The organism is Pedococcus sp. P5_B7 (assembly GCF_054049895.1).
Map to the genome: position 1 here is coordinate 223598 of NZ_JBFULM010000003.1, position 22155 is coordinate 245752.

Below are 22155 nucleotides of genomic sequence, written 5' to 3' on the forward strand. Positions count from 1 at the left end.
GCTCAGGCCGCCTTCTTGGAGGAACTCAGGGGGACGGTCAGGGTGCCGGCGGGCAAGCCGTCGGCGTGCGGGTAGGTCTTCACCAGCTGCGCGAACACCACGTAGCGCTGCGCGGCGCTGTACTTCGGGTGGCACGCCGTCATCGTCATCCACCGCTCCGTCGGCTTCACGCCAGGTTTGTCGGGCACCGGCGCGACCACCTGCACGTCGGTGGGCGCCACGATCTCGTGCCGCTTCACGGCATACACGCTGTATGCCGTCTTGGTCTCGACCACGATCAGGTCACCGGTGCGCAACGTGTCGATGTCGTGGAAGGGACGCCCGTAGGTGGTGCGGTGCCCGGCGACGGCGAAGTTGCCGACCGCGCCCGGCAGGACGGTGCCGTCGTAGTGGCCGATGCCGTCCTGGAGGATGTCGCGACTGGTGCCCTCGAGCACCGGCCGGGCGTAGTCCGCGCCGAACCGGGGGATCCGCACGATCGCGAACGCCGACCCGAACGGCACCGCCTTGGGCGTCTCGGTGCCCGGGGTGCTGGCGGGCGGCTTGGCGAAGTCGCGGGTCAGTCGGGAGACGGTGGCGTCCTGCGTGCGGTTGGCGGTGACGTCGGTGAACCAGAGCTGCCACCCGACGAACAGGAGCAGCACGAGCCCAGCCGTGACCAACAGGTCGCCGACGATGCCGAGGGTCCAGCGCGCCAGCTTCACCGGGTGGTCCTTGCTCTCTCGAGGTTGATGGAGCCCGCATAGGCGGGGAAGGTCTGTTCACGACTCGACTGCACGTCGTAGCCGACGCCGACCGCGCCGACCCACTGCTTGTAGATGGCGACTGCCGGGCTGCGATCCAGTGACGCGCGCAGGTCGGACTGGTTGCCGATGGCAGTGATGACGTAGGGAGGGGAGTAGACCCGGCCCTGGAGGATGAGGGTGTTGCCGACGCAGCGGACCGCACTGGTGGAGATCACCCGCTGGTCCATCAGCATCATCGCCTCGGCGCCGCCCTCCCAGAGCGCGTTGACGACAGCCTGCACGTCCTGCTGGTGCACGACGTAGTCGTCGACCGAGATGCCGTCGGGGAGCACGGCCGGGACGTTGCGGGCATCGGTGAGGGTGACCCGCACCGTGGGGCCCGACACTGCCTGCGTGCCGGCGGCGAGCGCGAGCTTGTCGCCCTCCCTGGTCAGCTGGGTCACGCGCAGGTCGCCGGGCGCCTGCTGGGCGGACAACCGGTCCACCTCGGCGCGCAGCGAGGCGACCCGCGACGCCAGCGCGGAGTTCTGCCTGGTGTGCTCGCGGATCAGGCCGGGGAGGTCCCCGCCGGAGGAGCGCAGGTCGGTCCCGCGGGCGGTGGCCGCACTCAGCGCGAAGAGCACACCCGCGCCCAGCGCGACGAGGGGCACGACGGCCGACCAAGCGGTGGGGCGGCGTGTCAGCCACGTCAGCCGCTGGTCCGCCATGGCACTACGCTATGCCACACGTCGCGACGGTGATGGCGCTGTCCGAGCTACGAGGAGTGTTTCCGTGCCTGAGTCCAAGGGTCGCGCCAAGCGCGCGTACACCCCGCCGAGCAAGCCCGCGAAGGCCAAGGTCGGGAACCCGCCCTGGTTCGTGCCGGTGATGCTGACGCTCATGGTCGTCGGCCTCCTGTGGATCGTGGTCTTCTACATCACGAGCCAGCGGTTCCCCATCGAGGCGATCGGCCGCTGGAACCTCGGCGTCGGCTTCGGCCTGATGCTCTCGGGCTTCGCGATGACCACCCGCTGGCGCTGACCGACCCCTCGGTCCCCACCCGGTTGTCCACAGGGTTCTCCACAGCTGGGGACAAATGACAGGCGTGTAATCCGCCGCCGGTATCTCATGCAAAAGGCGAGTTAGCGCCGGAGGCAGGCGGCGCTAACTCGCCTTTTGCATGGGATGGCTCCGCCTGGTCAGGCGAGGATGTCGGTCGGCGACACGGCATACTTCGCGACCGCGACGGCGATGACCACCAGCAGCACGAGCACGACCCCCGGCCACTGCCAGCGGCGGCGCTGCTTCGACGAGGTCGCGGCGATGACGCCCGCCACGGCGGCCCCCGTCACCAGCCCGCCGAGGTGGGCCTGCCAGGCAATGCCCGGCACGACGAACCCGATCACGGCGTTGAGGCCGATCGTCGCGTACATGCCGGCCGACGACCGACCGAGGTGCCGGTTGAGCACGAGCAGGGCACCGAAGAGGCCGAAGACGGCACCGGAGGCACCCACGGCACCGATGTACCACGAGCTCGGGTTGCCCGGCTCGAAAGGAACCGCCGGTGACAGCAACAGGTAACAGGCCGAGCCACCGATGGCGCTGACGAGGTAGACCGCGGCATACCGGGCGCCGCCGAGCAGTCGCTCGAGGTACTGCGCGCCCACCATCCACAGGGCGAGCATGTTGAACAGGATGTGGGTGATCGTCGCGTGGGCGAACGCCGACGTGAGGAACCGCCACGGGTCGTGGGCCCCGAGGTAGGGCACGAACGAGATGTCGCGGCTCAGGCCGGGGCGCGCGGTCTGGAGCACGAAGACCGCGACACAGATCGCGATGATGGCGTAGGAGACCCTCGGGGTGTCGGTGACGTTGCCGCCGAACACCGTGCGCGTGGTGCGCATCGTGGCGGCCTGGGCCTTCACGCAGTCGACGCACTGGACCCCGACGGCGGCCGGGCGCTGGCAGTCCGGGCAGACCGGGCGGCCGCAGCGTTGGCAGCGCACGTAGGAGACCCGGTCGGGGTGCCGCGGGCACACCGGGGTCACCTGCTGCTGCGGGTCTGCCGTGGGCTCACTCATGGGTCGCGCTCCGGGGTCTCGGTGTCATCGCTGGGCCATCGGCGCGAGGTGCCCGACCCGTGGGGGCCGGGCACCTCGAACCGGTGGTCGGTCGCACTCAGTCGTTGACGACGACCGACTCGATGACAACGTCCTCGACGGGCTTGTCGTTCGCACCCGTGCGGACGGCGGCGATCTTGTCGACGACCTCGCGGCTGGGGCCGTCGGCCACCTCACCGAAGATCGTGTGCTTGCCCTGCAGCCAGGCGGCGTTGCCGACGGTGATGAAGAACTGCGACCCGTTGGTGCCCTTGCCCATCCGCTTGCCGGCGTTGGCCATGGCGAGCATGTAGGGCTTGGTGAAGTCCTTGTCGGGGCTGATCTCGTCGTCGAAGGTGTAGCCGGGGCCGCCGAAGCCCTGCCCCAGCGGGCACCCGCCCTGGATCATGAAGCCCGGGATGATGCGGTGGAACACCAGGCCGTCGAAGAACGGCGTGGGGTTCGAGCGGCCGGCGTCGTCGCGGTACTCCTGCTCGCCCTTGGCCAGTCCCACGAAGTTCTTGACGGTCTTCGGGGCGTGGTCGGGGAACAGCGTGACGTTGATGTCGCCGTGGTTGGTCTTGAGGGTGACGTCCATGTCACGCATCCTTCCATGCGGGCCCCCTCGAGATGGCTCCCAGTACCCCCACGGGCTTGCTCACCAGCGGAAACAAGGCAGGATGGGTAGCGAGAAGTCGTCCGTCCGGCCTTCGCCCGGCACCCTTCGGGGCACCGGTTCGCAGGCTCACGGAGTCCAGATAAGCCAAGCCACAGGAGGCACGGTGTTCCGCACCAAGACCAAGACTGAGCAGGCCACCGAGGCAGTCAGCAGCTCCGCCCAGAGCGCCGCCGACTACGCCTCGACACTGAAGGACCGGGTCGCCCCGGCCGCCGAGGTCGCCAAGGAGCGTGCCGTCCAGGCCAAGGACTGGGGCAAGCCGCACGTCGAGCACGGCATCGAGGCCGCCCGCGACTGGGCCAAGCCCCGCGTCGACCACGGCATCGAGGTCGCCGCTCCCAAGCTGCAGGGTGCCGTCGAGGGCCTGGCCCCGAAGGTCGACACCGCGCGCGACACCATCGTCGACTCGCTGCTCCCCAAGGTCGCCGAGGCCATCGCGGCCGTCGCCGCCGCCTCGGCTGCCGCGAAGACCGCGGCGAGCGACACCGCCGACCGGTCGTCTGACGCCTACTCGGTGCTCAAGGGCGACGCGGTGGCCAAGCCCCGTCGCCGCAAGGGCCGGTTCCTCCTGGTGCTCGGCCTCGCCGCTGCGGTGGCCGCTGGCATCGCCGCGTTCCGCAAGTCGGCGCCGCGCGAGGACCCCTGGGCCACCCCGCTCGACGACCCCTACACCGCGCCGACGACCGGTCGTGACTCCAGCACCAGCAAGGTCGCGAACCTCGCGGACGCCGCGAAGGACAAGGCCAGCAGCGCCGCCGAGACCGTGAAGGACAAGGCAGCCGAGGCGAAGGACAAGGCCACCGAGGCCGCGACCGATGCCAAGGACAAGGTCACCGCCAAGGGCAAGCACGCCGCCGACGAGGCAGCGGACGCCGCCGACGACGTGGCCGACAAGGTCGACTGACCCCGGCCGACGGGGCTGCCTCGACTACGGTTGGACCACATGTGGGACCTGGCAGCCGGACCGTTCCTCGCCGCGGCGGGGCTGCTGGTCGTGGCCGGGGTCCCCAAGGTCGTCGACCCGCTGCCCCTCGTCCGCGCCCTGCGCGCGGCAGGGGTGCGGGTCCATCGCCAGGTCGTGCGCGCCTTCGCCGTCCTCGAGGTCGCCCTGGGTGCCTGGGCGCTGGTCGCACCAGGTCGGTATGCCGCGGGGCTGGTCGCCGCGGCATACCTCGTCTTCACTGCCTTCGTGGCCCGGGTGCTGACGCGCGGTGGCGTCCTCGGGTCGTGCGGCTGCTTCGGCAAGCCTGACACCCCGGCCACCCGCACCCACCTGGTGCTCACCGCCCTGGCGGCGCTCACGGCGCTGCTGGTGGCGGTCGACCCGCCCACCGCTGCGTGGGCGGCGGTCGACGGGTCCACCGTCACCACGGTCGGATTCGCGGTGGTCATCGGGTTCCTCGCGTGGCAGGTGCTGGCCGTGCTGCCGACGACCGCACCGGCTGCCATCCGCACCACCACCGCACCGAACCCGAAGGGCTGACCCACAGATGCTTGCCGTCGTGATCGCCGAAGGCGTCGCCATCGTGCTCCTCGGCGTGCTCGTCCTCGGGCTGCTGCGCAGCCACGCCTTGATCCTCAAGGCGTTGCACGAGCTCGGCGCGGGTCTCGAGCTCGAGAAGGAGGCTGGCACCGGGGTGAGCCTGGCGACCACCGGCGGCAGGCCCGGCCCGGTGCCGGTCGAGCTGGAGACGGGCGTGGTGCAGGCCACCCGCAAGGACTCCACCACCGCCCACGACATCGTCGGCACCGACCTCGACCGCCGCGAGCAGCAGGTCACCGTGACGACCCCCGGCACGCGCACGCTGCTGGCCTTCCTCACCAGCGGCTGCTCGGTGTGCCAGACCTTCTGGGACGAGTTCCAGGGCTCGGTCGACGTGCCGGGCGAGGGGGCGCTGCACATCATCGCCAAGGGGTCCGGCGAGGAGTCGATCTCGAGCCTGCGGACGCTGGCCGGCGACCGCGACGTGGTGCAGTCGTCTGCGGCCTGGGTCGACTACGACATCCCCGGCTCGCCCTATTTCGTCTACGTCGAGGACGGCGTGGTAACGGGCGAGGGCTCGGCGACCACCTGGGCGCAGGTGCGCGGGCTGATGGCGCAGGGCGTGGCCGACAGCGTGGAGGCCCGCACCGCCGCCGGCCGCACCGGTCCCGGGCTGCTCGTGGGTGAGGCGATGGGGGAGGGCGGACGAGACAACCTGTCGCGCATCGACGCCGAGCTGCTCGCGTCGGGCGTCCGCCCCGGCGACCCCAGCCTCTACCGCGCCCCGGACGAGGACTCCCCCGAGGGGCCCGGTCACCACGACCACGACCACGACCACGACCACGCGCACGACCACACGCACCAGCACGACCACTGACATGTCGGTGACCGCGCTCGCCCTCGCCCTGGGTCTCCCGATGGCCGCGGTCGCGGCCGTCCGGGCGACCTGGTCCCCTTGAGGCGAGTCGATGCTCTCGAGCATCAGCCCGCTCGGCGAGCGGGCCCGACACTCCCGGTGGTGGCTGACCACCACGGCATACCTCCTCGGCTCGCTAGCCGGGGGGCTCGCGGTCGGTGGACTCGCCGCCACGCTCGGCGGGCTCCTGCCCGAGGCCGTCCGCACCTCGCGCTGGACCCTCGTGGTGGTCGCCGCGCTGCTGGTCGTCGGGCTGGCCGTCGACCTGCGCAACCAGCGCTCGGTCCCGTCGTGGCGCCGCCAGGTCGACGAGCGCTGGCTGACCCGCTACCGCGGCTGGGTCTACGGCGTCGGCTTCGGCGCCCAGCTCGGGTTCGGCCTGGTCACGATCATCACCAGCACCACGACGTATGCCGCGGTGCTGCTGGCGGCGCTCACCGGCCACCTCGGCGCGGGGCTGGCGATCGGCGCGACCTTCGGGGTGGTCCGCGCGCTGCCGTCGCTGCTGATGGCGGGCGTGGTCGACCGTGACGACCTGCACCGGGTCTTCATCCGGGTCGAAAGATGGGCAAATCCGGCACGAGCCCTCGCTAAGGTGGCTCTGGGAGGAGCGGCGGCGATCGTGCTGGCCGCCGCCGCGTTCGCGAGCTGACGCAGGGGAGTTGAGGAGCTGTGGCTGACCACTACGGGATGAGGGCTGACGCCCCCCCGGGCTGGCAGGTGGCCGTGACCCGCAGGCCCGGCGGCGAGCCGGGTGGCCCCCCAGCCCCGGCCGCGCGTGGCACCGCCGGCAGCAGCGTCGTGCCCGAGGGTGACGTGACCCGGCCGGTGCTGCACGCCTGCACGCGACCGATGCCGGCCGACCGCGGTGACTTCGGCAGCAACGTCGTCGACCTCTTGGGCCCCGACGACGTCTTCGTGGCGCTGGTCGACTACGGCACCGAGGTGGCCGACCAGGGACTGTTCGAGCGGCAGGGGATGCCGCGGCTCGCGCCCTCGCAGTTCGGGCCGAACCGGCTGCAGCGTCCCCTCCCGGGACTCAGCGCCTCGCAGCACTTCTTCAGCTCCGGCGGTCGGGCCTTCTGCCTGTTCACCGTCGTGGGCAGCCACGCGCGCCGGATGGCCTCGGTGCCCCGGGCCGCTGCCCTCGTCTCGACGATCAGGATCACCGACCGGGCCACCCTGGCCCGCCAGGGAGGACGCCCGTGAGCACGCTCGACGACCTCAACGCCGGGCCGGGCGGGATGGCGGGTTTCGTGTCCGCCCTGACCCGCCGGATGCGCCCGGTGTCGCGCCGCGACGTGCTCGTGGGCGCCACGGTGGCCGCCACGGCGCTGGCCACCAGACCCAAGGAGTACGCGCTCACTCCGGTCGCGGCATACGCCACCATCTGCGGGCCCGGCAACACGGCCTCGAGCGGCTGGACGGTGTTCTGCTCCACGGTGAACAAGGGCGTCAACACCTGTCCGCCGGGCAGCTTCGCCGCGGGCTGGTGGAAGGCCGCCGACTCGTCGTGGTGCGGGGGCGGCTACCGCTACATCGTCGACTGCAACGCCAGCTGCTCCAAGTGCACCACCGGCTGCAGCGACGGCATGTGCGACTCCAGGTGCTGGAGCTGCTCGTGCGGCACCGGGTCGTCGGCGACCTGCGACCAGCGCCGGGTCTGCTGCAACGCCTTCCGCTACGGCCAGTGCAACACCCACGTGAAGTGCTCCGGAGGGGTGCACTGCCGGGTCGTCAGCTGCGTGCCCCCCTACAAGTTCGCGAACTGCACGACCGCGTCGTTGTCCGACAACCGCACGAGCGAGCACAGCGCCCCGAGCCTGCCCCGCTGGGAGGCGATCACCCAGAAGTACCACGCGATGGGTGAGCAGGCGTCCTACCTCAAGGCCTCCACGGGCCCGGTCCGCTACGTCGGCGACGGCATCGGTCGCTACGTGCTGTTCCAGGGTGGGGTCATCTACTACACGTCGAAGTACGGCGCGGTGGCCGTCACCGATTACATCCGCAAGGTCTACGCGACCCACGGTGGACCGCTCGGCGCGCGGCTCGGCTACGCCACGGCCGACATCGTCTACACCGCCGACAAGGGCTGGCTCCAGACCTTCGAGCGCGGGGCGATCACCGACTCGGCAAGCAGCTCGACGCAGGCCGTGTGGGGCACCCACTGGACCATCTGGAAGGAGAACGGCCGCGAGGGCGGCATCCTCGGCTACCCGACGACGCCCCCCACCGCGGGCACCCAGGGCGGGTCGCTCCAGCTCTTCCAGAAGGGCGCCATCGTCGACCCGCCGTCCACCACCGCCCTGGTGGTCGCCGGGTCGAGCTACTGGAAGTGGAGCCGGCTGTCGCGTGACCGCGGCCCGCTCGGCTACCCCACCGGGCCGCAGCAGACCGTGCCCGACGGCTGGATCCAGCTGTTCCAGAACGGCGCGATCGCCGGTGGGCCGGTGCAGGCCGAGGCCGTCCCCGCGCCGATGTTCGCCCCGTGGGTCGACGCCGGCCGAGAGGGTGGCCTCCTGGGCTACCCGACCGGGCCCAACCACACCGAGCCCCGGGGGCTGGCGCAGTTCTTCCAGCGCGGCGAGCTCTGGGCCCTGGGGTCGGGCACGCCCCGACGCGTCCACGGTGCGGTGCTCACCCAGTGGAAGTCCGAAGGCGGGGCGACCGGCAGCTACGGCTACCCCGTCACCGACACGACACAGGCCGGCGGCGGCCGGCTCACCTGCACCTTCGAGGGCGGCACCATCACGGCCTGAGCGGACGCACCTCGCGGGTGCCGTCCGGCAGTTGTCGGGTCACCAGCAGGGAGTCGAGCCGCTCCAGCAGCGGGACGGCAACGCGTCGTGACGTGCCCATCGCCCGGGTGGCCTCGCCGACGGTGAACGGCTGGTCGAGCCCGCGCACGACCGCCTCCCCGCGGTGCACGGCGTCACCGGTGAGCACCACACCGCCGAGCCGGGTGACCTCACCACGGTCGGCCGCGGCGGCCAGATCGGCCGCGGTGATCGCCCAGCCGTCCAGCTGCTCGCGCGTCGGCGCCTGGAGGGGGTGGTCACCGAGCCAGGCCACCAGCTCGCGCACCCCGTACCGGGTCTCGTCCTCCGTCGTCAGCACCCCTCGGTATGCCGTGACCTCGCCTCGGTCGCGCGCCCCACGGCGGAGGGTCGGCGGGTCCACGACCCGGACCCGCACGCCCGCGAGGACCTCGTGGCGACCGGGGTCGCGCAGCACCGCGCGGTCGCCCACCACCAGCGGGAGCGGGTGGGCGAGGCGCAGCCGGACCCGACTGTCCGGCAGGACCTGGGTGCGCACCGGCACGGCGGCGGTGCCGGCGTGCAGCGTGAGCTGGCGTGGCAACCGAGGCCCTTCGATCGTCGACTCGAGGGGCACGAGGTCCACGTCGAGCACTGACGGGTGGGCCGGCCACTGGAGACCGGTGAGCGCGGTGCCGCGGCCGACCCGACCCACCTCGATCCCGCGCAGGTTGACGGCCACCCGGGCCGGACCGACGACCGAGGCCACCTCCTCACCGCAGGTCTGCAGCCCGCGCACCCCGACCGCCGCCCCGTCGAGGAGCAGCTCGTCGCCCACGGCGATCCGCCCCTGCGGGAGGGTGCCGGTGGCGACGGTCCCGGCGCCACGGATGCTGAACGAGCGGTCCACCCAGAGCCGCACCGGCGGGTGGCCGTCGGCGATGGTGCCACTGGCGTCGACCGGAGCGGGCGTCGCTGCTGCCGCGAGCCGGCCGAGGGCCGCCCGCAGCTCGGGGAGGCCCGCGCCGGTCGCGCCCGACACGAGCAGGCTCTCCGAGACGTGGACGCCGAGGGCAGCCATCCGGTCGAACGACTCGTCCCGGGCCGGCGCCCCGTCGGCCAGGTCGCACCGGGTCACCACGAGCAGCACATGTGCGATGCCGAGCGCGGCGACGGCCCGCGCGTGCTCGCGGGACTGCGCCGACCAGCCGTCGTCGGCCGCCACCACGAACAACACCGCGTCGACAGGACCCAGCCCGGCCAGCATGTTGCCCGTGAAGTGCTCGTGACCCGGCACGTCGACCAGGCTCACCCGCCGCCCGTCGATGTCGGTCCACGCGTAGCCGAGGTCGATGGTCAGGCCGCGACGTCGCTCCTCGGCCCACCGGTCGGGCTCCTGCCCGGTGAGCAGGCGCACCAGGGTCGACTTGCCGTGGTCGACGTGCCCCGCAGTCGCGACGACAGCCATCGCGCCCTACTGCCCGGCGTCGCGAATCGCCTGCGCCACCAACGAGTCCGCGTCCTCCGGGAGGCATCGCAGGTCGACCAGGCAGCGTCCGCGCTCGACCCGGGCGAGGACCGGCCGGTCCAACAGGCGCAACGACGCGGCATACGACTCGGGGAGTGCGACCGCCCAGCCGGGCAGCGTGTGCCCGGGGGCGCCACCGCCACCCACGACGCCGTCGGCGGGGACGACGCCGGCGAGTCCTTCGGGGAGGCTGGCGGCGACCGCCTCGCACCGGGCGCGGAGCACCGCCGGGTCGGCCTCCAGGGCGTCCCACACCGGCGCCCGTGGGCCGCGCAGCGTGGCCTCGAGCGCCGCGAGGGTGGTCTTGTCGGCCCGGACCGCCCTGGCCAAGGGGTGCCGACGAAGGCGGGTGACGGTGTCGGCGCGGCCGAGCACGAGCCCGGCCTGCGGGCCCCCGAGCAGCTTGTCGCCGCTGCAGGTCACCACGGCGGCACCGTCGGCGAGCGACCGGGCGGCATCGGGTTCGTCGGGCAGCAACGGGTGCGGACGCAGCAGCCCGCTGCCGATGTCGTGCACCACGGGCTGGCCGAGCGCCACGAGCTCGCTGACCGGGACGGCCGAGGTGAAGCCCTCGACCCGGAAGTTGCTGGGATGGACCTTGAGGATGCAGCCGGTCTCGGGACCGAGGGCCGACTCGTAGTCGGCGAGGGTCGTGCGGTTGGTGGTGCCGACCTCACGCAGCCGGGCCCCGGCACTGGCGATCAGGTCGGGCAGCCGGAACCCGTCCCCGATCTCCACCAGCTCGCCGCGGCTGACGACGACCTCGCGACCGGCGGCGAGCGCGGTGGTCGCGAGCACCAGGGCGGCCGCCCCGTTGTTCACGACCAGCGCGGCCTCGGCCTCGGGGAGCACCTCGAGCAGCGCGGCCGTCGTGCCCCGACCGCGCGCCGAGCGCTGGCCGGTGGCGAGGTCGAGCTCGACGTCGACCGTGCCGGCCGCGGCCGCCATCGCCTCGACCGCGGCGGCGGACAGGGGGGCGCGGCCGAGGTTGGTGTGGATGACGACGCCGGTGGCGTTGAGCACCGGCGTCAGGGTGGTCGACCGCTGGGGCAGCGCGGCCAGCGTCGCGTCGACGACGTCGTCGGGGCCGATCCGGCCCGCGCGCACCTGCTCCTGGGCCAGCTGCACCGCAGCCCGCACGACGTCGCGACCGAGACGCGAGATCGCCTGAGCCACAGCGGGTTTGGCGAGGACGGCGTCGGTCCGGGGCACGAGGCGACGCGCGTCGAGCGCACGACTGGGCTGCGGCTGCGGCATACGGCCTCCTGTCTGTGGCGGAGGCGGACGGGAATCGAACCCGCCCAGCCGAGGTGCTCGGCTGCACCGGTTTTGAAGACCGGGAGGGCCACCAGGCGCCTGTACGCCTCCGCGAGCGAGGCTAGCGTAGGGACCGTGACCGAACAGGGTGTGTCCGTGCGGCTGACGCAGTATGCCGCGGGGGGCGGCTGCGCGTGCAAGATCCCGCCGGGGGAGCTCGAGGAGGTGGTGCGCGGGCTGGGCGGCCAGGTGTCCGCCGACCTGCTGGTCGGGCTGGACGACGGGGACGACGGCGCCGTGGTGCGGGTCGCCGACGGCACGGCGGTGATCAGCACCGCCGACTTCTTCACCCCGGTCGTCGACGACGCGTATGACTTCGGCCGGATCGTGGCCGCCAACGCACTCTCCGACGTCTACGCGATGGGTGGTCGGCCGGTGCTGTCCATCAACCTGGTCGGCTGGCCGCGGTCGGTGCTGCCGCTCGAGCTGCTGCGCGAGGTGCTGCGGGGTGGGTTGGACGTGGCTGGACTGGCCGGGTGCCCGGTGGCCGGGGGTCACTCGATCGACGACCCCGAGCCGAAGTACGGCATGGCCGTGACCGGCGTCGCCGACCCGGATCGCCTGCTGCGCAACGACTCCGCACTGCCCGGGCTGCCGATCTCGCTGACCAAGCCGATCGGGGTGGGGGTGCTCAACAACCGGCACAAGGCCACCGGTGAGGTGTTCGAGCACGCAGTCGCGTCGATGGTGTCGCTCAACGACGTGGCGAGCGCAGCGGCGGTGTCGGCCGGGGTGCGGGCCGCGACCGACGTCACCGGGTTCGGGCTGCTGGGCCACCTGTTCAAGCTGCTCCGCGCCTCTGGACTCGGGGCCGTGCTCGACTCGGCGTGCGTGCCGGTGCTCGATGGCGCGTGGGAGTCGTTGCGCGACGGGTTCGTCAGCGGGGGCACCCGCCGCAACCTCGACTGGGTCCGGCCGCACCTCGACGTGGCGAGTGGGTGGGTCGACGAGGACGTGCTCCTCATGCTGGCCGACGCCCAGACCAGCGGCGGGCTGCTGGTGGTGGGCGAGGTGCCCGGCGCCCCGGTCATCGGCCACACCGTCGCGGGGGCTCCTCGGATCGAGATCCGCTGAGGGCCTTGTGAGTGAGTGCTCCGCGGCGCACGCTGGGGGCATGGCCAGGTACGAGCTCATCGCCCACGACCGCGCCGGGCGGCCCCACGGGCGCCCGGTCTTCGTCACGGCGTCCAGCCCCGGCGAGGCGGTCATGATGGGCGGACCGGCGCTGCGCCGGGTCACCGCCCGCGACCACACCCACACCGACCTGTATGCCGTGTACCGCCACCGACGGGTGCGCGGCCGTCGCTTGGTGGGCGCGTTCCTGCCGGACGATCCGGGTGACGGGTTGGCCGGCGTGCGCGAGCCGCGGCGCCCGCTGCCCACCCCACCGAGCCTGCGCGCGGAGGCCGAGCCACCGGCATACCCGGACATCTGAGGCAGGCCCTCCTGTGGGGAGCCGGCACGCAGTAGCGTGTGCGCACCCCCACCCTCGGAGACCGCCATGCCCCGCTTCGCCCACACGCTCTCGGTGAGCGCACCCCCGTCAGCTGTCTTCGCGATCGTCGACGACTTCTCCAAGACACCCTTGTGGCTGTCCCGCTGCACCGGCATCGACAAGCTGTCCGAGGGTGCGAACGACGTCGGCACCGAGCTGAAGTACCACTACGACGACGGCCGCCGGACCGGCACCATGGACGGACAGATCATCGCGCACGAGCCCGACCGGCACTTCGCGATGAAGTTCACCGACAGGATGATGGACGTCACCGTTGACTTCGTCGCGGCCTCCGACGGCGTCGGCACGACGCTCACGCACAGCATCGACATCGCCACCAAGGGGATTGGCAAGCTCTTCACGCCGCTGATCCGGCGCGACCTCCCGAAGCAGACGATGGACGCGATGACCAAGCTCAAGGCGATGGCGGAGTCGGCCTGAGCCGCTCGAGGTGCACTGAGCGGCTGGCCCTGTACGCGGCATACCGGCGGCCCTAGGCTGCGAACGTTCGCAGTCTGGTCCACTCACGGAGGTGCAGTGATGGCGGGGAAGTTCGAGCTCTACCAGGACAAGGCGGGCAAGTACCGCTTCCGGCTCAAGGCCAGCAACGGCCAGGTGATCGCCGTGGGTGAGGCGTACGAGTCGAAGGCCGCTGCCGAGAACGGCATCGCCTCGGTGCAGAAGAACGCGCCGGGGGCACCCACCGTCGAGGTCGACGGATAGCCCACCTCAGGCCCGACCAGGCCTCGCCCGGCAACCCCACCGGTATGCCGCGCGGGGCCTCGTCGTCTACCGCGGGAGGCCCCGTCGTCTGCCGCGCCCATCGCGTGGCGTGAGGCAGTGCTTTTGCCGGAGTTGCGCCCGGGAGGGTTCGGGCAAGGATGGCCACGATGACCGGGGAGCAGTGGAGGGTGTGGGCTGCGCGCATCGCCGTGGTGGTGGCAGCGGTGGTGGTGTTCGTCGCGCTCTCGAAGCTGTGGACCTTCGCCAACGCGGACGACCCCGACGTCGTCGAGCAGGGCGCGATCACGAGGGTGGCCTCGGCGGCGTGCGCCCGGATGCGCGAGTCCGCCGCGGCGTCCGCGGTCGCTGCGACGTCGCCGATCCCGCGCCGCGTCGGGGCGATCAACGCTCAGAACGACGCGGTCGTCGAGCTGATCACGGCGATGCAGGCCCTGGGGGACGCGCGGCTCGAGGCCGACCAGCCCGCGGCGCAGTGGGTCGAGGACTGGCAGCGGCTCGTCACGGCCCGGGATGCCTACGCGCGGTCGTTGGCAGCCGGCAAGCCGAAGCCGATGCAGCTGCCGACGATCGACGGCAAGCCCCTGGTCGAGCGACTCAACCACGTCGGCCTCAACTGCCGAGTCCCCCTGGTCCTGCTGGCCCCCTAGCTCTCCGACATCTGGCCACCGGTGCCTCACCAGACCCCCACTTCGGCCGATCCCTGAGGTACCACTGGCCACAAGTCAGCCTTGGGTGAGCTCGGCGATCTGGGTGCGGGCGGCGGTCACGAGCTCGGCGTTCGTGTGGGCGTGACCCCACAGACCCCAGCCACCCTCGGCCGCCTCGGTCAGCAGGACCCAGGTCCGCTGCGACAACGACTCGTCGCCAGCTGCCGCCGTCACGATGGCCGTCAGCCGCTCGACGACAGCCAGCTGCTTGTCGCGGTCGAGGGCTCCGGCGTTGGTGAGCACCTGCACCCGCACGTAGTTCGAGTCGCCGTCGACGTTGGCGAGCGAGTCAGCGGGAAGGTCGTGCACGAAGGCGGCGGTGTTCTGGCGGAACATCGGGATGTCCGGCACCTGCTCGACCTCCTTCACCGCACTGGCCAGGTCGACCGCGAGCTGGTGCTGGTCGGCAAAGGTGCCGCTGGCGGCATACACGTCGATCATCGGCATGGTGGACTCCTGGTGCGATAGTAGGACGGTCGTCATAGTCCACTATGATGACCGTCATAGTCAAGGGATGGAGACGTACGTGGGGAGTTCCGCGCGCGAGCGGATGGTCGACAGCGCCGTGGTGCTGTTGGCGAAGAACGGCTACCAGGCCACGTCCTTCTCGTCGGTGCTCGATCACTCGGGAGCGCCGCGCGGGTCGATCTACCACCACTTCCCCGACGGCAAGGACCAGCTGGTCGCGGCGGCGGTCGAGCTCGCCGGCGCCCGGGCGGTCGCGGTGCTCGACTCGCTCGACGGGCTACCTTCCGCGGAGGTCGTGGACGGGTTCATGCTGCTGTGGCGCAGCGTGCTGAAGCGGTCGGACTTCGGGGCAGGCTGCTCGGTGCTCGCCGTGACGGTGTCGGGGGAGTCGCCCGAGCTGCTCGACGGCGCGGCGGCCGTGTTCGCAGCCTGGGGGTCGCGGCTCACGGAGCTGTTGGAGCACGGCGGCGTGCCGGCGAAGGATGCCGCGGGGCTCTCGACCATGGTGATGGCAGCGTCGGAGGGGGCCGTCGTGCTTGCCCGTGCGGCTCGGTCGTTCGAACCTCTCGACTCGGTGACCGACCACCTGAAGGCGATGGCCGAGCGCCTCACCGTGGGCTGACCCTCCCGCACTTCTGGCCACCGATGCGGGGTGCGGCCGCGACAACCAGCCAGCCACGCGGCATACCTGGCCAGAAGTGGGAGAAGTGGAGGGTTGTTCAGCGGTCGACGACCACGACCTCGTACTCGCTCGCGGTCGGCGGCAGGCCGGTGTCGAACTTGGCGTTGACGACGGCCAGCCGGTCACCGAACCGGGCCACCGTCGTCGGCACCTGGAAGGCGTCGCTGGTGATGACCTTGGTCAGCGACCCGGACGACAGGGTGCCGCTCAGCCGGAACGTGGAGATCTGGTTGCTGAAGTTCTGCACGGCCCACAGGGTGCGTCCCTCGAGGAGGATGCCGTCGACGTTCGGGGTGGCCACGCCGGCCAGGGTCCGGCTCGTCCCGGTCGTCGGGTCGACCACGTTGACCGCGCCCTGACCGCTGTGCGCGACCAGCAAGCTCGTGCCGTCGGCCGTCGCGGCGATCCCGTTGTTGTTGAACTGGCCGCTGGTGTCCGCGGCCGGCCCGCTGAGTGCCAGGGTGCGCACCGGCCCGGTCGCCTTGCGCATGGCGGGGACGAAGTAGAGCTCGGCGGCATTGGAGTTGGTGAACCAGGCGCCGGTCCGGGTGACCGCGACGTCGTTGATGAAGGCGGGACCCGTCGTGAGCTGGTAGGTGGCGACCGAGGCTCCGGTGTCGAGGTCGTAGACGTAGGCCTGACCCGTGGGGCCACCTGCCACGAACAACAGGCCATGCGGCAGGTCGGCCTTGAGCCCCACCGCCACCCGCCCCGGCGGGTTGTCGACGAAGCGCTCCACTTGCCCGGTGGCCAGGTCGCCCCGGAACACGTCACCGGCGAAGAGATCGGTGGCGTAGAAGGTCGTGCCAGCGCCCCGCGCGATGCCCTCAGTGCTCGACGCCCCGGGCAGCACGATCACCCGGTCCGCATGAGCGCCCACGGCGGCCGGTGCCGCGAGCAGCATCACCGCGACGGTCGAGACGATCGATCCGAGGACCGTCCGGGCACGGAACATACGACCCACCTCGCTCAGGACAGCCACCGCGCCACGTGCGAGGTGGACCTCAGCCAGCGTGCGCCCCGGTCGTCGTCCGGCGCATCCACCAACCTGCGTAGGCGGCGAACTTCTGGCCACCAGTCACGGGTGCGGCGCGCAGATTGGGCCGGCGGTGCGGCATGCCTGGCCAGATGTGCGGAGGAGATGGTGGAGCCAAGGGGACTCGAAACCCTAACCCCCTGCTTGCAAACTCGGAGCGAGGTCGTCGGAAGAGGCCGTCCGTGCGTGCAGCGCGACGTGAACCGGCAGTTGCAGTTGCCCATTTGACCACCCGTTGCAGTTCTTCGTGGCAGTACGCGGGACGGGCGGCGAGAAGGTTTCCCGTTCTCTATCGGCGGGGGAGCAGCGCCGCCACGGATCTGTTGATCACGTCGAGGCCCTCTCGCGTCACGGTGGAGCCGCCACCGCTCAGCGTCCCGCGGCTGTCACATTCGCTAGTCCAAGAGAGACCGGCCTTCCTGGCAAGCCTCTCCCCGATCTCGGGCATGGATCCGCGCGAGACCCCGCATTGGCGGGCCGCCTCCTCGAACACGTGCGACGGCAAGCTACTGCCCCTGCCTACGGGAACAGTCGGGAGGCTCAGCTGCCGGCACAAGCGGTCCAGCTGGTCCTGCTTTACCTCCCCGCCCTCGAGGCCCGATCCTCGAACTCCGCTGAAGGCGCCGTCGTCGTCCCCACGGCAGGACGAGCACCATTCCGGGTTCATTCCATGTCGACAGTCATCAGCAATGCCGCAGAACGTACTGCTTGAGGGGGGTTGAAATGCCCCGTTCGAACGTATGAGGCCCACGGACGACGGTCGCCATGGACGCGCCCACGGTCGGCACAGCCCGCCTCCGCATGGCGGGATGGCCCGCATCTGTCCGCCCTCAATCGTCGTACGTTGGTCTTATGGCCGAGGAATGGACCAGCACCAGGGCCGGCGCGCACCTTGCCGGCCGTCGGAAGGAGAGCACAACCCCAGAGGTCGCCCTGCGGAAGGCGGTTCACGCCGCTGGCGGCCGCTTCCGCTTACACCCGCGGATCGCGAAGGGCTGCACCCCCGACTTCGTGCTGCCCGGCCGCAAAGTGGCGGTCTTCGTTGACGGATGCTTCTGGCATGGATGCCCCGAGCACGGCCGCAAGACTCCGTGGACGGGACCGAACGCGGACCTGTGGGCCGACAAGATGCGGCGCAACGCGGAGCGCGACAGTCGATCGACCCGACTGGCGGAGGACCACGGCTGGCGGGTCGTGCGGATTTGGGAGTGCACGGTAGCCCGCGACTCCGCCACCGCCGCGTTGGCGATTCTCGGCTGACCAGGCAGTCCGAGCGGCCTGTCGGCGGTTGGTGATTGAGTAGTGGGCTTCGAAACCATAAACAGTCGAAAGCACATCGGGTCGGCCTCTGGGATGTGCCCCAACCGGAGATTGGCCTGCCATGAATCTCGTTCTGCCACTTCGTTTCGCTCGACCCGCGCGGGAGCTTGACTTAGCTGATGCTTCAGCTAAGCTGGGTACCATGTCGACGAGATCCGCGCCCTTCTCCTACGTGGACCTCTTCGCTGGCATTGGTGGCTTTCACGCCATGCTGGATCACGCTGGTGGTCGATGCGTCTACGTGTCCGAGATCGATCGCGAGGCCCGGAACACGTACCTCCACAACTGGGTGGACCACCTCCCGGAGGCGGAGCGTCCGATCATCAACACGGACATCACCCTCGATACGCCCGAAGACGCGCCAGTCAACATTCCCGCCCATGACGTTCTAGCGGCCGGCTTTCCCTGCCAGCCCTTCTCCAAGTCGGGGTTCCAAAGGGGCATGGATGAGGCGCGGGGGACGCTCTTCTGGAACATCGCCCGGATCCTCGAGGAGCGGACTCCTGCCGTTGTCCTCCTCGAGAATGTCCGCAACCTCGCCGGCCCCAGGCACACGCACGAGTGGGACGTCATCATCAAGACCCTGCGTGAGATCGGATATCGCGTCTCGTCAACGCCATCCGTCTTCTCACCCCACTTCCTGCCGCCGTCCCTAGGCGGCACCCCCCAGGTGCGCGACCGCGTGTTCATCCTCGGGACCTACGTCGGCCCTCAACGTGCCATGACTGAGGTCGATGTCCCCCCAACCGTCGTGCGCGGACCGGTCGATGGGTGGAACGTGCATGATTGGGACGCCGACTGGATCCTCGACGAGGACTTGTCCATCCCAAATCTGGAGAAATACAAGCTCACGGTCGACGAGACTGAGTGGATCAACGTCTGGGACGACCTGGTCCAGCGGATGTGGTCCGCTCGGGGCGTGCGCCTACCCGGCTTCCCACTCTGGGCGGATGCCTGGATCCCGGAAAGGGGTCTCGACCCTCTCGAGCTCGATGCCCTGCCCAAGTGGAAGTCCGACATCCTCATCAAGAACGCACGCTTCTTCGACGACAACCGCGACGTGATCAGGGCCTGGAAGAAGGCCAACCCCTCCTTCGCCAGGTTCCCTGATTCCCGGCGCAAGCTGGAATGGCAGGCTCAGGACACAAGCTCGCTGTGGGAGACGGTCATGCATTTCCGCCCGTCTGGCATCCGTGCCAAGGCTCCGAGCTACCTTCCGGCGCTGGTGGCAATCACCCAGACCTCGGTCATCGGGAGCCGGCGCCGGCGCCTCACCCCCCATGAGGCTGCACGCCTGCAGGGCTTTGACCGCAACTTCAGGTTCTCAGGCCAACGCGACCAAGCGTCGTACAAGCAGGTCGGCAACGGTGTTGCCGTCGGTGCTGCTTGGCACGTCTTCCGTACACACGTGTCACAGAACCGTGCAGATCTTCCCAAGCGCTTAGTGACCAGCGTCCTCGACGCAGCGGCAAACCCACTGCGTGATTCGCTCGCACCCACCGCCTTAGACTCGGAGTTCGCGGCAAAGCACGGCCCAACAACCAGCCTGGCCGGATAGCGCGCCACCACGCACGGTCATCACTAGGAAGACCGCCGTAGCCCTGGATGGACTAAGACGCAATTAGTCGATCGCCGCTGAGAAAACCAAGAAGTTGTCGATGTTCCTCTTGGTAATCATTACCTTCAGCGCCCTCGTAGCGCCGCTTGGCTGAGGCCCTTGAGCGAAAGGTCCGAGCACGGAGTAGAAGTTGGCCTCGTTGATCTCGAGGATCATCATCCTCGTGAATCGCACGGATGCTTTGAACTTGGTGGCGTAAGAGAGCGGGTTATACGGCTTGCCGTTGTCATAGCCAACTGACTGCTTCCACTCGTTCCAGGCGATGGTGGCGCGGTCACCATCGGTGCGGCCATGCCACGTCTCGTGCTCGTATATGACGTACCAGAAGCGGCCAAACTCGCGGACGCATCGACTGATGTCCGCAGCATCGTTGCCTGGGGACTCATGCTTCTCGATGTTAGAAGCCTTCAGGTCGCCGAAGTAGTCGATCTGGCCGGAGTTCCTGAAGATGAGGTCGTAGTCATAATCCATCCGGCCCTTGACTTTCTGAAAGGCCACCCTGTCTCCGAGGCCGTGCCTGCGCACGAACGCGTCGAATCGGAACTCAAGGTAGAAGCCAGGCCACTCCGCTTGAAATGTATCCGGCCATTTCGAGGCGTGCATGTTCCTGAGCGCATCCAAGGCCTCGATCCGGCCACCCTGGAGGAAGCCCTCGTTGAATCTCGTGAACACATCCAGATGCGGGAGATGCTCTGCGACCGTGCCCAGCAAGTAGTCAGCGAATTGGTCCGCGCGAACACTCGTGAGCGAGTTGCCGTTGCGGTCTACACGTGTGAACACGCCCAGTGTCTGCGCCTGGTAGAGATCGTTGGTTGCCACGTGTGCAGCGGAGTTGTTGGCCTTGCGCTGGACGTAGGTGCTGGGGTCGAAGTCGACAAAGATCGTCACCTCGCCGTACCGGTAAATGCCTATGAATCGAGGTACCAGGCCGTCTTCGACCGCTTGGCGTTCAACGACAAGCCAAGCCTTCGGGATCTGAATGCGCTTCTTGAAACTGGGCCACGGGTGTCCCAGGTGGGTCACTTGCTTCTTGAGGATGATGTGGTCTCCGAAGCGGACGACTCGCTCGCCGGCATACACCTCGACGGCGGCTCCGGGGAGAGCAGTGAGCAGCAAATCGTTCTTCTGCCGGTCACTGAGCGTGGTGTCGACGTCTGACAGGAGGGAGCCGTCCTGCCCAATCTGATCGACGACGACTGATCCCACTGGGTCTTCTTATCAGTTGTCCGGTTGATGCTGCTCGATTCGCCTTGATTGCACGGTCTGGCGGCGTTGGAAAGGCCGTCTCGTGGCGTCAGACCTCACCAGTCAGGGCCAATGAGCCTGGAGTCCATGCCTTGCCACTGCGTAGACGGGAGGAGAGCCGGTTCCGCTGGTCGAGGCGAGGTCACTCTCATTAGCCGTCGGGGTGGTTGGAGGGGGCTCCTCAGGCCGGCCAATACAAGGTGTCCCACTGTGCACGAACGACGCGGTCACTACCGGCCGGCGAGACTCGAGAAACAGTCAACTCGTCGCCGCGTGACGTAGTGAGCCCAGCTGGGAGCCGCGTCACAACCACTTCTCCAGCGGGTGCTGTCAGTTGTTGTGGCTGGGCGAGGACGACATCAGTGGACGACTGATGGCGCCGAACCTCTTGCACCCGCCCTCTCGCAAGCGACACCGACCTTCCGAGGGGTGCACCACCGGAGGAGGCCGTCGACCACTGGCTGAGCAATGCTGGACAGATCGCCTGGAAGGGGCACCATGCACACCGTTCGGCAGATACCTGCACGGCACTTGCAAGGTTGCCCGCGGCGGCGTCGGCATTGAATCGCGCGCGGTCGGCCACTGCCCCTGCCCTCACGGATTCAACGTCCGTGTGGTCGTAATCAAGGTGAACCGGTCTCCCATTCACTGGGACTAGCTCCAACTCTGGCCATACCCCGTAGGACTGGTGGACCAAGCCTGCGTAGAAGAGCAACTGCAGGCGGTGACGTTCGATGAGCTCTTCGGGCGAGGCTCCGATTCCGGACTTGAAGTCCACCACGACGATCACGCCTGAACGGTTCTCAAGCCGGTCTATTCGACCCCAAAGCGCCCGCCGCGCATCACGCAGTGTGACCTCGGTTGCCACCTCGCCGGGACTTGGGAGAACAGGCACTGTCGGCGAATAGAAGGTGCCAGCGATGCCCTCCGCGTGTGGCCAGGGGATCTGCGACTCAGGCCAGTCGGGGCCGTCCTCCGTGCCAAGCTCCTTGGATATCTTCGCTCTGGTCAGGGCGATGTCGGGCCAGCTACGGACCGGGGGGACCTCAGCCGGCGACCACTGCTCTGTGAGTCGGTCCCGCTCCATAGAGACGCACCTGTCGAACTGACCTCTTACCCATCGTCTGTTCGGTTCAGGTCTTCCCTCGCGGCGACCCTCGGCGACTAGCTCAACAAGCCTGTGTCGTGCGTTACCGATTGCCGAATACTGGTTGCCTCGATCCAGACCGCTGGTCGTCGGGTCCAGTGCAAACGCCGCCCGCAGCGGACATGCGCGGATACGCGACCAACCGGAGTAGGACAGATCGTTCAGATCGTTGACTGCGGTCATGACCGTC

General features: G+C 69.7%; 25 protein-coding genes and 1 tRNA gene. 15 read left to right on the forward strand and 11 right to left on the reverse strand.

Going from position 1 to position 22155, the window contains the following annotated elements; all coding sequences use genetic code 11:
* Positions 1–2: 2 nt before the first annotated feature.
* Both ACXJKD_RS10150 and ACXJKD_RS10155 read right to left on the reverse strand, forming a co-directional pair.
* Complete coding sequence (locus ACXJKD_RS10150) at positions 3–704, reverse strand: class E sortase (RefSeq protein ID WP_457254405.1); 702 nt, start codon at positions 702–704, stop codon at positions 3–5.
* The gene (locus ACXJKD_RS10155) at positions 701–1453 is read right to left on the reverse strand and encodes a DUF881 domain-containing protein (protein WP_457254406.1); all 753 of its coding nucleotides are present in this window, start codon (positions 1451–1453) and stop codon (positions 701–703) included. The genes ACXJKD_RS10150 and ACXJKD_RS10155 overlap by 4 nt, the downstream gene beginning before the upstream one ends.
* A gap of 64 nt (positions 1454–1517) precedes the next feature.
* Between ACXJKD_RS10155 and ACXJKD_RS10160 the strand changes: the two genes are divergently transcribed.
* Positions 1518–1766, forward strand: a complete 249-nt coding sequence (locus ACXJKD_RS10160) for a cell division protein CrgA (protein ID WP_344136728.1) — start codon at positions 1518–1520, stop codon at positions 1764–1766.
* A gap of 158 nt (positions 1767–1924) precedes the next feature.
* Here the strand turns inward: ACXJKD_RS10160 and ACXJKD_RS10165 are convergent, their stop codons facing one another.
* Both ACXJKD_RS10165 and ACXJKD_RS10170 read right to left on the reverse strand, forming a co-directional pair.
* Entirely contained in the window at positions 1925–2806 is an 882-nt protein-coding gene (locus ACXJKD_RS10165; RefSeq protein ID WP_457254408.1) for a rhomboid family intramembrane serine protease, read from the reverse strand.
* A gap of 97 nt (positions 2807–2903) precedes the next feature.
* A complete protein-coding gene (locus ACXJKD_RS10170) occupies positions 2904–3422 on the reverse strand; it encodes a peptidylprolyl isomerase (RefSeq protein WP_457254409.1) in 519 nt (172 codons plus the stop codon).
* Between the two features lie 184 nt (positions 3423–3606).
* Here ACXJKD_RS10170 and ACXJKD_RS10175 point away from each other — a divergent pair, with 184 nt between their 5' ends.
* The 6 genes from ACXJKD_RS10175 (at position 3607) to ACXJKD_RS10200 (ending at position 8661) form a co-directional block, all read left to right on the forward strand.
* Positions 3607–4407: a hypothetical protein gene (locus ACXJKD_RS10175; RefSeq protein ID WP_457254410.1), complete on the forward strand. Its 801-nt coding sequence runs from the start codon at positions 3607–3609 to the stop codon at positions 4405–4407.
* A gap of 39 nt (positions 4408–4446) precedes the next feature.
* Positions 4447–4986 (forward strand): MauE/DoxX family redox-associated membrane protein, encoded by a 540-nt coding sequence (locus ACXJKD_RS10180; RefSeq protein WP_457254412.1) that lies wholly within the window; start codon positions 4447–4449, stop codon positions 4984–4986.
* A gap of 19 nt (positions 4987–5005) precedes the next feature.
* Positions 5006–5863 carry a hypothetical protein gene (locus ACXJKD_RS10185; protein WP_457254413.1) on the forward strand — a complete coding sequence of 286 codons (858 nt, stop codon included), beginning with the start codon at positions 5006–5008 and terminating at the stop codon, positions 5861–5863.
* A gap of 91 nt (positions 5864–5954) precedes the next feature.
* Entirely contained in the window at positions 5955–6554 is a 600-nt protein-coding gene (locus ACXJKD_RS10190; RefSeq protein WP_457254414.1) for an urease accessory protein UreH domain-containing protein, read from the forward strand.
* A gap of 20 nt (positions 6555–6574) precedes the next feature.
* Positions 6575–7111 carry a hypothetical protein gene (locus tag ACXJKD_RS10195; RefSeq protein ID WP_457254415.1) on the forward strand — a complete coding sequence of 179 codons (537 nt, stop codon included), beginning with the start codon at positions 6575–6577 and terminating at the stop codon, positions 7109–7111.
* On the forward strand, positions 7108–8661 hold the full coding sequence (locus tag ACXJKD_RS10200) for a hypothetical protein (RefSeq protein ID WP_457254416.1): 1554 nt from the start codon (positions 7108–7110) through the stop codon (positions 8659–8661). Before ACXJKD_RS10195 ends, ACXJKD_RS10200 begins: the two co-directional genes overlap by 4 nt.
* Here the strand turns inward: ACXJKD_RS10200 and ACXJKD_RS10205 are convergent.
* The 3 genes from ACXJKD_RS10205 to ACXJKD_RS10215 all read right to left on the reverse strand — a co-directional run bounded on the left by ACXJKD_RS10205 (position 8651) and on the right by ACXJKD_RS10215 (position 11554).
* Complete coding sequence (locus ACXJKD_RS10205; protein WP_457254417.1) at positions 8651–10126, reverse strand: SelB domain-containing protein; 1476 nt, start codon at positions 10124–10126, stop codon at positions 8651–8653. The two genes, ACXJKD_RS10200 and ACXJKD_RS10205, sit on opposite strands and share 11 nt — an antisense overlap.
* A gap of 6 nt (positions 10127–10132) precedes the next feature.
* Positions 10133–11443 (reverse strand): L-seryl-tRNA(Sec) selenium transferase, encoded by a 1311-nt coding sequence (gene selA / locus ACXJKD_RS10210; RefSeq protein WP_457254418.1) that lies wholly within the window; start codon positions 11441–11443, stop codon positions 10133–10135.
* A gap of 15 nt (positions 11444–11458) precedes the next feature.
* Positions 11459–11554 (reverse strand) — tRNA-Sec (locus ACXJKD_RS10215).
* A 24-nt stretch (positions 11555–11578) separates the two neighbouring features.
* Between ACXJKD_RS10215 and selD the strand changes: the two genes are divergently transcribed.
* From selD to ACXJKD_RS10240, 5 genes are all read left to right on the forward strand, one after another.
* Positions 11579–12577, forward strand: coding sequence for a selenide, water dikinase SelD (gene selD, locus ACXJKD_RS10220; protein ID WP_457254419.1), 999 nt, complete (start codon positions 11579–11581; stop codon positions 12575–12577).
* 40 nt (positions 12578–12617) lie between these two features.
* Complete coding sequence (locus ACXJKD_RS10225; RefSeq protein ID WP_457254420.1) at positions 12618–12938, forward strand: hypothetical protein; 321 nt, start codon at positions 12618–12620, stop codon at positions 12936–12938.
* 66 nt (positions 12939–13004) lie between these two features.
* On the forward strand, positions 13005–13439 hold the full coding sequence (locus ACXJKD_RS10230) for an SRPBCC family protein (protein ID WP_457254422.1): 435 nt from the start codon (positions 13005–13007) through the stop codon (positions 13437–13439).
* 99 nt (positions 13440–13538) lie between these two features.
* Entirely contained in the window at positions 13539–13721 is a 183-nt protein-coding gene (locus tag ACXJKD_RS10235; RefSeq protein WP_344136771.1) for a YegP family protein, read from the forward strand.
* 167 nt (positions 13722–13888) lie between these two features.
* Complete coding sequence (locus ACXJKD_RS10240) at positions 13889–14389, forward strand: hypothetical protein (protein WP_457254423.1); 501 nt, start codon at positions 13889–13891, stop codon at positions 14387–14389.
* A 75-nt stretch (positions 14390–14464) separates the two neighbouring features.
* On the opposite strand, the gene ACXJKD_RS10245 is transcribed toward ACXJKD_RS10240, so the two are convergent.
* Positions 14465–14896, reverse strand: a complete 432-nt coding sequence (locus tag ACXJKD_RS10245; protein WP_457254424.1) for a hypothetical protein — start codon at positions 14894–14896, stop codon at positions 14465–14467.
* A 67-nt stretch (positions 14897–14963) separates the two neighbouring features.
* On the opposite strand from ACXJKD_RS10245, the gene ACXJKD_RS10250 reads away from it, so the two are divergent.
* A complete protein-coding gene (locus ACXJKD_RS10250) occupies positions 14964–15539 on the forward strand; it encodes a TetR/AcrR family transcriptional regulator (RefSeq protein WP_457254425.1) in 576 nt (191 codons plus the stop codon).
* Positions 15540–15636: 97 nt separating this feature from the next.
* Here the strand turns inward: ACXJKD_RS10250 and ACXJKD_RS10255 are convergent, their stop codons facing one another.
* Positions 15637–16554, reverse strand: coding sequence for a hypothetical protein (locus tag ACXJKD_RS10255; protein WP_457254427.1), 918 nt, complete (start codon positions 16552–16554; stop codon positions 15637–15639).
* 933 nt (positions 16555–17487) lie between these two features.
* Here ACXJKD_RS10255 and ACXJKD_RS10260 point away from each other — a divergent pair.
* Together ACXJKD_RS10260 and ACXJKD_RS10265 are read left to right on the forward strand one after the other, a co-directional pair.
* On the forward strand, positions 17488–17895 hold the full coding sequence (locus ACXJKD_RS10260; protein WP_457254428.1) for a very short patch repair endonuclease: 408 nt from the start codon (positions 17488–17490) through the stop codon (positions 17893–17895).
* Between the two features lie 202 nt (positions 17896–18097).
* On the forward strand, positions 18098–19513 hold the full coding sequence (locus tag ACXJKD_RS10265) for a DNA cytosine methyltransferase (protein ID WP_457254429.1): 1416 nt from the start codon (positions 18098–18100) through the stop codon (positions 19511–19513).
* A gap of 63 nt (positions 19514–19576) precedes the next feature.
* On the opposite strand, the gene ACXJKD_RS10270 is transcribed toward ACXJKD_RS10265, so the two are convergent.
* Positions 19577–20779, reverse strand: a complete 1203-nt coding sequence (locus tag ACXJKD_RS10270; RefSeq protein ID WP_457254430.1) for a hypothetical protein — start codon at positions 20777–20779, stop codon at positions 19577–19579.
* 220 nt (positions 20780–20999) lie between these two features.
* Positions 21000–22148 (reverse strand): PD-(D/E)XK nuclease family protein, encoded by a 1149-nt coding sequence (locus ACXJKD_RS10275; RefSeq protein ID WP_457254431.1) that lies wholly within the window; start codon positions 22146–22148, stop codon positions 21000–21002.
* Positions 22149–22155: the final 7 nt, after the last annotated feature.

What these genes read in the sequence shown, in the direction of transcription:
- ACXJKD_RS10235 (WP_344136771.1), top strand. Translation starts at nt 13,539, where the DNA reads ATGGCGGGGAAGTTCGAGCTCTACCAGGACAAGGCGGGCAAGTACCGC.
- ACXJKD_RS10155 (WP_457254406.1), bottom strand. Translation starts at nt 1,453, where the DNA reads ATGGCGGACCAGCGGCTGACGTGGCTGACACGCCGCCCCACCGCTTGG.
- ACXJKD_RS10240 (WP_457254423.1), top strand. Translation starts at nt 13,889, where the DNA reads ATGACCGGGGAGCAGTGGAGGGTGTGGGCTGCGCGCATCGCCGTGGTG.
- ACXJKD_RS10275 (WP_457254431.1), bottom strand. Translation starts at nt 22,148, where the DNA reads ATGACCGCAGTCAACGATCTGAACGATCTGTCCTACTCCGGTTGGTCG.
- ACXJKD_RS10205 (WP_457254417.1), bottom strand. Translation starts at nt 10,126, where the DNA reads ATGGCTGTCGTCGCGACTGCGGGGCACGTCGACCACGGCAAGTCGACC.
- ACXJKD_RS10225 (WP_457254420.1), top strand. Translation starts at nt 12,618, where the DNA reads ATGGCCAGGTACGAGCTCATCGCCCACGACCGCGCCGGGCGGCCCCAC.
- ACXJKD_RS10245 (WP_457254424.1), bottom strand. Translation starts at nt 14,896, where the DNA reads ATGCCGATGATCGACGTGTATGCCGCCAGCGGCACCTTTGCCGACCAG.
- ACXJKD_RS10250 (WP_457254425.1), top strand. Translation starts at nt 14,964, where the DNA reads ATGGAGACGTACGTGGGGAGTTCCGCGCGCGAGCGGATGGTCGACAGC.
- ACXJKD_RS10230 (WP_457254422.1), top strand. Translation starts at nt 13,005, where the DNA reads ATGCCCCGCTTCGCCCACACGCTCTCGGTGAGCGCACCCCCGTCAGCT.
- ACXJKD_RS10165 (WP_457254408.1), bottom strand. Translation starts at nt 2,806, where the DNA reads ATGAGTGAGCCCACGGCAGACCCGCAGCAGCAGGTGACCCCGGTGTGC.
- ACXJKD_RS10180 (WP_457254412.1), top strand. Translation starts at nt 4,447, where the DNA reads ATGTGGGACCTGGCAGCCGGACCGTTCCTCGCCGCGGCGGGGCTGCTG.
- ACXJKD_RS10260 (WP_457254428.1), top strand. Translation starts at nt 17,488, where the DNA reads ATGGCCGAGGAATGGACCAGCACCAGGGCCGGCGCGCACCTTGCCGGC.
- ACXJKD_RS10190 (WP_457254414.1), top strand. Translation starts at nt 5,955, where the DNA reads ATGCTCTCGAGCATCAGCCCGCTCGGCGAGCGGGCCCGACACTCCCGG.
- ACXJKD_RS10265 (WP_457254429.1), top strand. Translation starts at nt 18,098, where the DNA reads ATGTCGACGAGATCCGCGCCCTTCTCCTACGTGGACCTCTTCGCTGGC.
- selA (WP_457254418.1), bottom strand. Translation starts at nt 11,443, where the DNA reads ATGCCGCAGCCGCAGCCCAGTCGTGCGCTCGACGCGCGTCGCCTCGTG.
- ACXJKD_RS10170 (WP_457254409.1), bottom strand. Translation starts at nt 3,422, where the DNA reads ATGGACGTCACCCTCAAGACCAACCACGGCGACATCAACGTCACGCTG.
- ACXJKD_RS10255 (WP_457254427.1), bottom strand. Translation starts at nt 16,554, where the DNA reads ATGTTCCGTGCCCGGACGGTCCTCGGATCGATCGTCTCGACCGTCGCG.